Genomic DNA, 12,362 nt, shown 5'->3' on the forward strand with positions numbered 1-12,362 from the left:
AATGGTTGCTGAACTCCATACAATGAAAATGTTTCAAAATCAAATTAATTCATACAAAAAATCAGTGTTTAATATATGAAGTTAATGATATGTATTTTTGACAATCAAGTATTGCTGATCAATCATAAAATCTCAAACTTTCTTAGTACCATGAAGGTTATTGTTGGGGATTTTAAGAAACAATCGTACAAGTTGTATTATTGAAATATTGTCTAAGACTTGAAAAAATGAAGACTTATTTAAATTGTTTGAAACAATTGATATTGATGAAGTAATAAAATGAAATAGGGTGTAGTTTCTTGATTTTCATGGTTAGTTGGTTTTCAAAATTAGTTTTTATGGTAAAAACAATGGCATCATTAACTATGATTTATGTTTTCAACTGCAAAAATATACCTTTCTTTTGGATCATCAAATGGTTAATGAAAAAATAATATGAATTCTATACTACGAATAAGGAAGGCAACCGATTCTTTCCATTATAATATCTTTGGATACTACCCATTTAAAAGATAATCACGATTTTTCCATAGGAGCCAAAACCTATAAAAAAGTCCTGAAAGATTACTTCCAGGACTATATTTTCATAGTTTTGTCAATCTTTGATTGCCATAGGAATCAAACCGTATGTTTTTTGAATAGCCATGCTGAGATTCTTCCTTCGTCAGAATGACAAACCTATGCGTATTGTTCTTTTCAATATTAATTGAAACCCTCAATAATTTTAGAGAAGTCTTCAAGTTTTAAAGCTGCTCCTCCAATCAGACCACCGTCAATATCAGGCTGAGAGAAAATTTCTTTAGCATTATCCGGTTTCACAGAACCTCCGTAAAGGATAGAAACCTCGTCTGCAACTTCCTGTCCGTATTTCGCAGCAATGATACTTCTGATATGAGCATGAATTTCCTGAGCCTGCTCTGGTGTTGCTGTTTCTCCTGTTCCGATAGCCCATACAGGTTCGTAAGCGATCACTACCTTTTTGATCTCATCAGCAGAAAGAGTGAAAAGAGCGACTTCAGTCTGTTTTTTTACCACTTCAAGATGTTGCCCTGCCTTTCTTTGCTCAAGAGTTTCTCCGTTACAATAGATAGGAGTAAGACCTTTATCTAAAGCCAATTTTACTTTTCTGTTACAGTGAGAATCTGTTTCACCGTGATACTGTCTTCTTTCAGAGTGTCCGATTAATGAACCGGTAGCATCAATAGACTCTAGCATGTCAGCAGAAATTTCTCCTGTATAAGCGCCACTTTCATGCTCACTCATATCCTGAGAGAATACTCCAATCTCATCCTTCTCAAAGATGTCTTTTGCCATCATCAGGTATAATGAAGGGGGGGCAATCCAAACCTCGCAGTTTGTTGCATTATTATTTTTATAGCTTAGTAACTGAATCATCAATTGTTGAGCATCAATTACATTTTTGTTCATTTTCCAGTTGCCTGCAACTATTTTTCTTCTCATACGATTTATTATATTGATTTATTTACTTTTATTTTTTCACCGATGAATCTGCGTCATCTGCAAAATCTGCGAGCAAAATATTACCCGATCCCCCAAAGATTCTTCAACAGAATATAAAAGGTGTGCTCCTCTTCAGTTACTTTATGATCCGCTTTGATCAATGATTTTGCAAATTGAGCAAATTTTACACGCTCATCCTCCGTAGAATCCTCATGGAAACATCTCGCATGAAATTCAAAATGATCTTTCCATTCTTCAGGTTGTAAAAGAGCAAGGGTTTCAAGCTCATTGTCAAGATTCATTCTGAAGGGAAATTCATCTGCCAAATATTGCTGCACCAGCATTCCTTCTTCAGGAGCAAACTCTCCGTCTACAGAAGATAAGATCATTAATAAGTGGTATCCCGCAATTGATTTATTTGATTTTTGCATTGTTTTTTTGAATTTATAGTTGAGTGTTTAAGTTTGCCGGTTATGCCTTAGTTGACATAATCTTTTGCCGGCTGTTTGTCTACAATTTTCCCATTTTCCAGGATCAGCACAAACGGGTTGCTTCTGGCGATCGTTTTAATAGCAGTCCCATCCATCATGACATTTTTGATGGTTTTAAAAGTATTGTGATCGGTAGAAACGCCATAGATAAGAGCTCCTTTCTGCGCGTTTACCTTAGCTTCCACTTTTCGAAGTAGATCAGCTGAAACTTCTTTCGGATGATAAGAGAAAACCAAAATTGCTTTAGGAGCTTTAATGATTTCTTCGGTAAGTTCCATGCCTGCAGGATCTTCAATTTTAAATTTTACGATCTCAGACTTGTAACCTTCTTTGATCAGAACAGATTCATTTTTCCCTTCCTCAATTTTCCATGGTGAACCTTCTGACCAGTATTTCGTTTCTTTGATGTAATCATCCTGATTAACCTTCACCACTTCATTGGTTTTCTGATTTTTCAAAGAATAAAAAGTCTTGTATTCAGAAGGGTTTTTGTTGATTTTCTCTTTTTCTCCTTTGATATCCGTCCCGATTTTATAATCACGGAAATCGATAAGCGGTTCATGCATAATTCCTTGGGCCATAATGTAAATCATCACCAAGGCAAATACTCCCAATAAGTAATATTTAAACTTACCAGAAGACTCTTTTCTGTTTACTCCATATTCATCTTTCTTACGGAAATCTTTTCTGTACAGGATAAACACAAGAATAAGGCCTGCCAGAAGAGCAACATCCTTAAAGAAACTTTGCCACGGTGTAAACTTAATAGCATCTCCAAAACATCCACAATCCGTTACTACATTGAAGTAAGCAGAATAGAACGTAAGGAATCCAAAGAAAACGCAAAGTGCTATTAATGCTGACAAGGTAAATTTAAGCTTCAATTTAAGCAACAACATAAATCCGAGGAAAAGCTCCAGAACAACAACAATAATTGAAAACAGCAACGCAAATTTTTCAAAAAACGGCATGTTGAACACAGCAGGTGAAAAATATTCCTCCATTTTGAAAGAGAATCCCACCAGATCCACAGCTTTCACAAAGCCGGAAAGGATAAAAATGACAGCAATAATAAAGCGTAATAAACCTTTGATCATATTAAATAGTTTTGGGTTCGAATTGATTTTCTTTTTCTGAAAACTTAATCAGGCAGAAAACTGCATAGTTCAGCATGTCAAAATAATTGGCATCAAGACCTTCAGAAACGATCGTTTGTCCCTGATTGTCTTCAATCTGCTTTGTTCTCAATACTTTCTGGTAAATAAGATCTGTAATGGAAGAAATTCTCATATCCCTCCATGCCTCACCATAATCATGATTTTTTCTCTCCATTAAAGCCTGAGCTTCACGGGCATATTTGTCATACAGACTTATTATTTCTTCTTTATTTTCGTTGAAATCATTGGAAAATCCTTTTTCAAGCTGGATAAGACCAATGATAGAGTAATTGACGATTGCAATAAATTCATCTTCCTCACTTTCATCCACCATCTTTTTATCAGTCATCTGTAACGTACGGATTCTATTGACTTTGATATAAATCTGATCCGTAATGGAACTCGGTCGTAAGACCCTCCACGCTGCACCGTAATCCTGTAGCTTTTTACTGAAAAGATCACGACACTGACTGATAATTTTCTCGAACTGTACTGATGTTTTTAGCATAAATTTTCTTAATCTTCCAAATATACGAATTGTTTTAGATTTTGAATTGGTAGTAAGGGGATAAGGTGGGAGAGTTTTTGGGTCTGAGAGGGGGAGGGTGGAATGTTGGAGGATAATGCAGCCAGAGTAAAATGTGCATAATTTTTAATAGTTATCTTCCTATTCCATACACAAATCATTAATTTTGTAGTGGATAAATCTTCTATTATTCATCATTTATCAGTTATCCTATGCTTTCAAAACCTTCAAATCTTAAGCCCGTCAATGCCCAAACCTACTCAATCAATTGTAACGGTCGTTTGGTACAACTTGACATTCCCAAAATCATGGGAATCCTCAATCTTACCCCGGATTCTTTTTCTGATGGAGGGAAATTCAATACTGAGAAATTGGCATTGAAACATGCCGAAAAACTTCTGAGTGAAGGTGCCGAAATTCTGGATATTGGACCACAGTCCACCCGCCCGAATGCAGAGTTTTTGAGCAGCCAGGAAGAAATACAAAGAATTGGAAATATCATTTCCCTGATAAAAAAAGAATTTCCTGAAGTGTTGATCTCTCTGGATACATTTTATGCTGAAACAGTACGGTTTGGCTTTAATGAAGGGGTAGATATTATTAATGATATTTCTGGTGGTCAGTATGATACACAGATGTTTAATGCGGCGGCAGAGACCGGTCTTCCCTATATTTTAATGCATGTGAATCCTTCTTATGAGTCGATGCATGAGAAAATTAAATTTGATGATATCACCTTAGAGGTCAACAGGTATTTTTCTCAAAAAACAACAGAACTTTTACAAAAAGGAGTGAAAGATATTATTCTTGATCCGGGTTTTGGTTTCGGAAAAACAGTGGAGGGTCAGATGAAAATGATCCATGAAGTTGAATATCTTGGATTTGCAAAGTTTCCTTTACTGATAGGGATTTCAAGAAAATCTTTTATTTATAAACCGTTGGGGAAATCATCATTGGATATCAATGAAGAAACCCAGAAGCTTCACATGACCGTATTGGAACAGGGAGCCAAAATTTTAAGAGTTCATGATGTGGCTCAGGCAAAGGAAACGTTGGATCAGTTTTTACAAAAAAAATAAAAAGTGTTAAAAAAACTTGTGAGTAATTAAAAAGTTTATACATTTGCAACATGAATTTTACGAATCAGGAAAATATCATTGTCATTTCTATTATTGCTGTTGTCATTAACAACAGTAGGGAAACGGCATTTTAAAAATAGATTTTAAATTTATAATATATACAAGCCGTTTCAATTTGAAACGGCTTTTTTGTTTTAATTTTTTATTGTATAAAGTATGTATCACTTACTAACTGTAATTATTATCGTCATTATTATTCCCTTGCGTCTGTGAGAAGGAAAGTGTATGACTGTACATATATTAAGCCCTCTCACAGTGTGAGAGGGCTTTTTTTATTCCCATTTGTTAATTTTAAACCTTTATAACATGTATTACAACGACAACACTGTCATCTATTTTAACGGAAATTTCAGGAAAGCAAAAGAGGCCGGAACCGATCTTTACGGTCAATCTCTTCATTACGGGTACTCCGTTTTTGAAGGTATTAAATCCTACAGTACCGATCAGGGGACGAAAATTTTTAAAGCGAAAGAGCATTACGAAAGATTAAAAAGATCGGCAGAGCTGATGCATATTCCGTTTGATTATTCAGTGGAACAACTTACAGATCTTACCTATGAACTTTTAGAAAAAAATGGATTTTCAGATGCTTACATTCGTCCTCTTGTTACCTGCTCTCCCAATATGTCCCTTTCAAAAGGAAAAGAATCTTATTTGTCTTTGCTAGCCTGGGAATGGAGTAACGGTTATCTGGCAGATAAAATGAAGATCATGACATCAGAATTTCAGCGTCCTAATCCTAAGGCTTTTAAGGTTGAAGCCAAAGTAGGAGGGCATTACGTAAACTCTATCCTGGCTTGTCAGGATGCCAAAGATAAAGGCTATGATGAAGCTCTGGTTCTGGACGAAAATGGAAATGTTGCTGAGAGCTCCGGAGCCAATGTTTTCTATGAAAAAGACGGCACATTATTCACTCCTGCCAAAGGAAGCATTCTTCCGGGAATTACCAGACAAACGGTGATGGAGATCTGTAATGAACTTAACATTCCCGTAAAAGAAACATTTTTCACACCAGAAGAAATGCGTGGTGCTGATGCTGGTTTTTTTTGTGGTACAGCAGCAGAAATTGTTGCTCTTGACTCGCTGGATGATGTTCCTTTTACGAAAAACTGGGAAGATACAGCAAGTCATAAAGTACAAGAGGCTTATTCAAAATTAGTAAGATTTTAGTCATTGTAAATTTTTAAAGTGTAATCATTTGGTTATTAGGCATATGTGTCTGTTTTTTAAACAGTTGAATATTGTAGTTTTCAGAAAAATAAGAAGTAAGGAAAATATGACAAACTGTAGTTTTGAATCAAAATTTAGAAAAAAGACTCAGGAATGAGTTTCGAAAAACTAAAACTTTCAATATTTCACTGAGAAAACAAGAAACAAATTTCAGAAACCCCGAAAGAAGAATAAAAGTATTTGATTATAGTATAAATACACGGTTAGCTAGGGATTTGACAAATAAAAAGACAATCTTTTTAAAAAGATAAGAAAAACGAAAAATGCAGGATAAAATGTTAAATAAGTATTCAAAAACATTCACACAAAATCGAGAGCAACCCGCTGCAAAAGCAATGTTGTACGGAATAGGCTTTAAAGAAGAAGACATGCAAAAGGCTCAGGTGGGTATTGCCAGTATGGGGTATGATGGGAATACGTGCAATATGCATCTGAATGATCTGGCTAAAGTGGTAAAAAAAGGGACCTGGAGCCACGGACTTGCCGGATTGATTTTTAATACCATAGGGGTGAGTGATGGAATGAGCAATGGAACAGATGGGATGCGCTATTCGCTGGTAAGCAGAGATGTAATTGCAGACAGTATTGAAGCAATTTGTGGAGCCCAGTACTATGATGGTCTTATCACACTACCAGGATGTGATAAGAATATGCCTGGTACCATTATCGCCATGGGCAGATTAGACAGGCCTTCAATAATGGTGTATGGAGGAACAATAGCTCCGGGATGTTACAAAGGAGAAGCGTTGAATATTGTTTCAGCTTTTGAAGCTTTAGGAAAAAAAATTGCCGGAGAAATCAGTGATGAAGATTTTGAAGGTGTGGTCAAAAACTCTTGTCCGGGAGCAGGAGCATGCGGAGGAATGTATACTGCGAATACCATGGCTTCTGCAATAGAAGCATTGGGAATGAGTCTTCCATATTCTTCTTCCAATCCGGCCTTAAGTAAGGAGAAAAAAGAGGAGTGCCTGGAAGCAGGAAGATATCTGAAAATATTATTGGAAAAAGATATCAAACCTTCTGATATCATGACCCGGAAAGCCTTTGAAAATGCGCTTCGCTTAATCGTTATTCTCGGTGGAAGTACCAATGCTGTTTTGCATTTTATAGCAATGGCTAAAAGTGTTGGGGTATCTGTTACTCAGGACGATTTTCAAAAGATGAGCGATTGTACACCTGTTTTGGCAGATCTCAAACCAAGCGGAAAATACCTGATGCAGGATTTGCATGAGCATGGAGGTACACCCGCTGTCATGAAATATCTCTTGAAGGAAGGATTACTACATGGTGACTGTCTTACGGTAACCGGAAAAACAATAGCAGAAAACCTGGAAAATGTCCCTGATCTTGATTTTAAGCAACAAAAAATTATCAAACCCCTGTCTGAACCTGTCAAAGAAACAGGTCATCTTAGAATTTTATATGGAAATCTGGCAGAACAAGGAAGTGTAGCCAAAATAACAGGAAAGGAAGGAGAACGATTTACAGGAAAAGCACGGGTTTTTGATGGAGAAAAGAATCTGATCCGTGGTATTGAAGATGGTACGGTACAGCATGGGGATGTTATTGTGATTCGTCATGAAGGACCTAAAGGGGCTCCGGGAATGCCGGAAATGCTAAAGCCTACCAGCGCGTTGATCGGAGTAGGATTAGGAAACAGTGTTGCCTTAATTACAGATGGCAGATTCAGTGGTGGAACTCATGGTTTTGTAGTGGGACATATTACTCCTGAAGCCCAGGAAGGAGGACTTATTGCCTTTGTGAAGGATAATGATATTATTGAAATTGATGCGGTGAGCAATACCATACAGCTGAAAGTTTCAGAAGAAGAAATCGCAAAAAGAAAAGAGGGATGGCAAAAGCCTGAACTTAAAGTAAAAAAAGGATTGTTGTACAAATATGCACTGACGGTATCATCTGCTGCTGAAGGTTGTGTAACAGACGAACCACTTAAATAAAAGAATAATGACGAATTGGAACTTATCACGAGAAAAAGAACTTAGTGGCAGTCGGATCATTCTTGAAGCTTTTCTTCAGGAAGGAGTGAAAACCATTTTCGGATATCCTGGAGGAGCTATCATTCCTATTTATGATGCTCTGTATGACTATCAGGATAATCTGAAGCATATTCTTGTACGACACGAACAGGCCGCAGTACATGCTGCACAGGGATTGGCAAGAGTTTCCGGAGAAGTGGGGGTGGTCATGGCAACCAGTGGTCCCGGTGCAACGAATCTTGTAACTGGGCTTGCAGATGCTTTACTCGATAATACTCCCCTTGTATGCATCACAGGGCAGGTTTTCGAACATCTCTTAGGAACAGATGCTTTTCAGGAAATAGACGTGATGAATATTACAAGCCCTGTAACTAAATGGAATTATCAGGTTACTGATGCCCGTGAGCTTCCGGAAGTCCTGGCCAAAGCATTTTACATTGCAAAATCAGGACGTCCCGGTCCGGTTTTGATTGATGTCACTAAAAATGCCCAGCTGCAAAAAGTTTCGTATCAAGGATATACTCCCTGTGATTCTTTGAGAAGTTATAAACCTGATCCTGATCCTGATAGAGATTGGATTGAAAAAGCGGCAACCTTGATTAATACAGCAAAGAAACCCTTTGTGATTGCAGGGCAAGGTATCCTGTTGGGTAAAGCAGAGGAGGAATTCCTTCAGTTCGTCGAAAAATCAGGAATACCTGTTGCATGGACAGTTTTGGGAATGAGTGCTATCCCTACCGATCATCCTCAGGCAGTAGGTATGGTAGGAATGCATGGAAATTATGGTCCTAATGTCCTTTCTAATGAATGCGATGTTTTGATTGCTGTAGGAATGCGTTTTGATGATCGGGTTACAGGAAGATTGGATCAGTATGCAAAACAGGCAAAAATTATCCATTTTGATATTGATAAGGCAGAAATTAATAAAAATGTAAAAGCTGATGTCCCGGTTCTTGGAAACTGTAAACATACATTACCTCTTCTTACTGAGCTGATTCAAAACAAAGCCCATCAGGATTGGCACACAAAGTTTAAAGATTGCTATGAAGTTGAAAGCATCAATCTGATTCATCATGAATTATATCCTGAAGAAGGAGAGATTACCATGGGAGAAGTGATCCGCTGTCTTAATGAAATGACCGAAGGAGAAGCTGTGATTGTAACCGATGTAGGACAACATCAGATGGCTGCCTGTCGTTATTCCCGATTTAAGCATTCGCGCACGAATATCACAAGTGGAGGATTGGGAACGATGGGGTTCTGTCTTCCTGCAGCAATTGGAGCCACTTATGCTGAAAAAAATCATCCGGTTATAGCCATCATGGGAGACGGTGGAGCCCAGATGAATATCCAGGAATTGGGTACGATCATGCAATATCATCCGAATGTTAAAATATTAATTCTGAATAATTGTTACCTCGGTATGGTAAGACAGTGGCAGGAATTGTTCCATGAAGAAAGGTACTCGTCTGTGGACATCCAGAGTCCTGATTTTGTACAGGTAGCAAAAGGATACCATATTCAGGGAAGACGAATTTCTCAGAGAGAAGATTTAGAAAATGGGCTTCGTGAAATGCTCCGTCACAATGGAACTTTTCTCCTTGAAGTCATGACAGGGAAAGAACACAATGTATTTCCTATGATTCCCCAGGGGAAGAGTGTTTCAGAAATTGTATTGAATAATAAATTTTAAAAAATAAAAGATGAAAACAGAACATAAAGAATATACCATTACGGCATATACAGAGGATTATTTAGGGTTGATCGGTCGCATCAATGCCATTTTTTCGAGAAGGAGAATTTCGATGCAGACTTTTCATGTAGGACCTTCGGAAACAGAAAGAGTTAAGAAATTCATCATTGTAATCAGGGAAACTGAGGAATCAGTTCAGAAGATTACCCGTCAGATGGAAAAACAAGTAGATGTGCTTGAGGTTCATTATCATAAAAATCCACATTTCACGGCAATGGAATATGCCAGCTAAATACTAAATCAAAATAATATATAATAATTAAAATCAAAAAAAATGGCAAAATTGAATTTTGGAGGAGTTGAGGAAAACGTAGTAACAAGAGAAGAATTTCCATTAAAAAAAGCCCAGGAAACATTAAAAGACGAAGTTGTAGCGGTAATCGGATATGGAGTACAAGGGCCCGGCCAGGCATTAAATCAAAAAGATAACGGCATTAATGTCATCGTAGGACAACGTAAAAATTCAAAATCATGGGATAAAGCAGTAGCAGACGGATTTGTACCGGGAGAAACCCTGTTCGAAATTGAAGAAGCTTTACAAAAAGGAACCATTATCTGCTATCTTTTAAGTGATGCAGCACAAATTGAATATTGGCCAAAAGTAAAACAGCACCTTACACCGGGGAAAGCCCTGTATTTCTCCCACGGTTTCGGAATTACGTTTAATGAACGAACAGGAATTATTCCTCCTGCTGATGTTGATGTTTTTCTGGTAGCTCCTAAAGGTTCAGGAACTTCATTGAGAAGGATGTTTCTTCAGGACAGAGGTTTAAACAGCAGTTTTGCTGTATATCAGGATGCTACAGGAAAAGCAAGAGAACGGGTAACGGCTCTGGGAATTGCCATCGGAAGCGGATATCTGTTTGAAACTGATTTTAAAAAAGAAGTATACAGTGATCTTGCAGGAGAAAGAGGAACGTTGATGGGAGCTGTACAGGGGATATTTGCCGCTCAATATGATGTTTTAAGAAAAAATGGGCACAGTCCTTCGGAAGCATTTAACGAAACAGTGGAGGAGCTTACCCAGTCTTTAATGCCATTGGTAGCAGAAAACGGAATGGATTGGATGTATGCGAACTGCAGTACAACAGCTCAGAGAGGAGCATTAGACTGGTGGAAACGCTTCAGAGATGCTACATCTCCTTTATTTGAAGAATTGTATGATAATGTAGCGCAGGGAAATGAAGCACAACGTTCCATTGATAGCAATAGCAAACCGGACTACAGAGAAAAACTGGAAGTCGAGTTGACTGAGCTTAGAGACAGTGAAATGTGGCAGGCTGGAAAAACCGTACGCAGCCTGCGACCGGAGAACAACTAATCTATTAAAAAAATGATGAAGGAAGAAATAAGTTCCTCCGTTTTGGAGAAGGTCTGCAAAGCGGAGGAGCGTCTTAAAAATGTTATCGTAAAAACACCGCTGGCAGTTAATAATAATCTGTCATTTCTGTATCAGGCCAATATCATGTTTAAAAGGGAGGACCTGCAAAGGGTAAGATCTTATAAAATCAGGGGAGCCTATAATAAAATGGCTACCATATCTCCTGAAAGTCTGGTCAAAGGAGTTGTTTGTGCAAGTGCAGGGAATCATGCTCAGGGGGTAGCATTTGCCTGTCATGCGATGAAAGTGAAGGGAACTATTTTCATGCCTTTACCGACACCGGGGCAAAAACTGGAACAGGTAAGAATGTTTGGAGGTAATTATATTGACGTTGTTCTTTACGGAGATACTTTCGATGAGGCTAAAGATGCTGCGCTGAGGTTTTGTAAAGATCATGAAGGTGTATTTATTCATCCCTTCGATGACCCTGCCATTATTGAAGGTCAGGCGACTGTAGCGATGGAAATTCTTGAGCAGTCGGAGCAACCGATAGATTATTTGTTTGTGCCAGTTGGCGGGGGAGGACTGGCGGCAGGAATTTGCTCTGTCTTTCAGGAATTGTCTCCCAAAACAAAAATCGTTGGAGTAGAACCTGCTGCCGCTGCCAGTATGAAAAAGGCAATGGAAAAAGGCAAACCTGTATTGCTGGAGAAGATCAGTCGTTTTGTTGATGGAGCTGCAGTACAGCAGGTGGGCAATCTTACCTTTGAGCGATGCAAGGATGCATTGTACCAAATGGCCACAGTAGAGGAAGGATTGGTTTGCGAAACGATCTTATCCCTATACAATAAAGATGCTATCGTTGTTGAGCCGGCAGGAGCACTTTCTGTTGCGGCACTGGGAAAGTACAAAAATGAAATAAAAGGTAAAAACGTAGTGTGCGTGATCAGCGGAAGCAATAATGACATTACCCGTATGGAAGAGATTAAAGAAAAAGCTCTTTTGTATGCAGGATTGAAACATTATTTTCTGGTTAGATTTCCACAACGTCCCGGAGCACTGAAAACTTTTGTAATGGATGTACTGGGACCTGATGATGATATCACTTATTTTGAATATACCCAGAAAAATTCAAAAGAAAAAGGAATTGCTGTTGTAGGAATTGCTTTGAAACAAAACGGAGATTTTACTCCATTGATCCGTAAAATGAAAAAGTACGACTTCTTTGTCAATTATTTGAACAATGACCCATCTTTGATGAATCTTCTTATTTGAGAAGGTTTGAAG

Annotated in this window: 11 protein-coding genes; 7 read left to right on the forward strand and 4 right to left on the reverse strand. The window is 38.0% G+C overall.

What is annotated here, in order from left to right; translation table 11 throughout:
• Positions 1-702: 702 nt before the first annotated feature.
• The 4 genes from tpiA to C1631_RS13380 all read right to left on the reverse strand — a co-directional run bounded on the left by tpiA (position 703) and on the right by C1631_RS13380 (position 3,617).
• Positions 703-1,461: a triose-phosphate isomerase gene (gene tpiA, locus C1631_RS13365; RefSeq protein ID WP_103247560.1), complete on the reverse strand. Its 759-nt coding sequence runs from the start codon at positions 1,459-1,461 to the stop codon at positions 703-705.
• 80 nt (positions 1,462-1,541) lie between these two features.
• The gene (locus tag C1631_RS13370) at positions 1,542-1,892 is read right to left on the reverse strand and encodes a TerB family tellurite resistance protein (protein ID WP_103247559.1); all 351 of its coding nucleotides are present in this window, start codon (positions 1,890-1,892) and stop codon (positions 1,542-1,544) included.
• A gap of 47 nt (positions 1,893-1,939) precedes the next feature.
• Positions 1,940-3,049 (reverse strand): BT_3928 family protein, encoded by a 1,110-nt coding sequence (locus tag C1631_RS13375; RefSeq protein WP_109712674.1) that lies wholly within the window; start codon positions 3,047-3,049, stop codon positions 1,940-1,942.
• Between the two features lies 1 nt (position 3,050).
• The gene (locus C1631_RS13380; protein WP_109712675.1) at positions 3,051-3,617 is read right to left on the reverse strand and encodes a DUF1599 domain-containing protein; all 567 of its coding nucleotides are present in this window, start codon (positions 3,615-3,617) and stop codon (positions 3,051-3,053) included.
• Between the two features lie 230 nt (positions 3,618-3,847).
• Between C1631_RS13380 and folP the strand changes: the two genes are divergently transcribed.
• From folP to ilvA, 7 genes are all read left to right on the forward strand, one after another.
• Positions 3,848-4,714, forward strand: a complete 867-nt coding sequence (folP, locus tag C1631_RS13385; protein ID WP_103247556.1) for a dihydropteroate synthase — start codon at positions 3,848-3,850, stop codon at positions 4,712-4,714.
• Positions 4,715-5,080: 366 nt separating this feature from the next.
• Positions 5,081-5,944 (forward strand): branched-chain-amino-acid transaminase, encoded by an 864-nt coding sequence (ilvE, locus tag C1631_RS13390; RefSeq protein ID WP_109712677.1) that lies wholly within the window; start codon positions 5,081-5,083, stop codon positions 5,942-5,944.
• 335 nt (positions 5,945-6,279) lie between these two features.
• Entirely contained in the window at positions 6,280-7,962 is a 1,683-nt protein-coding gene (gene ilvD / locus C1631_RS13395; RefSeq protein ID WP_109713311.1) for a dihydroxy-acid dehydratase, read from the forward strand.
• A gap of 7 nt (positions 7,963-7,969) precedes the next feature.
• Positions 7,970-9,694 carry a biosynthetic-type acetolactate synthase large subunit gene (gene ilvB, locus C1631_RS13400; protein ID WP_109712678.1) on the forward strand — a complete coding sequence of 575 codons (1,725 nt, stop codon included), beginning with the start codon at positions 7,970-7,972 and terminating at the stop codon, positions 9,692-9,694.
• 10 nt (positions 9,695-9,704) lie between these two features.
• Complete coding sequence (locus tag C1631_RS13405) at positions 9,705-9,986, forward strand: ACT domain-containing protein (RefSeq protein ID WP_103247553.1); 282 nt, start codon at positions 9,705-9,707, stop codon at positions 9,984-9,986.
• A gap of 42 nt (positions 9,987-10,028) precedes the next feature.
• Positions 10,029-11,075: a ketol-acid reductoisomerase gene (gene ilvC, locus C1631_RS13410; RefSeq protein ID WP_103247552.1), complete on the forward strand. Its 1,047-nt coding sequence runs from the start codon at positions 10,029-10,031 to the stop codon at positions 11,073-11,075.
• A gap of 12 nt (positions 11,076-11,087) precedes the next feature.
• Positions 11,088-12,350: a threonine ammonia-lyase gene (gene ilvA, locus C1631_RS13415; RefSeq protein ID WP_109712680.1), complete on the forward strand. Its 1,263-nt coding sequence runs from the start codon at positions 11,088-11,090 to the stop codon at positions 12,348-12,350.
• Positions 12,351-12,362: the final 12 nt, after the last annotated feature.

This window comes from Chryseobacterium phosphatilyticum (assembly GCF_002899825.2).
Classification (GTDB): Bacteria; Bacteroidota; Bacteroidia; order Flavobacteriales; family Weeksellaceae; genus Chryseobacterium; species Chryseobacterium phosphatilyticum.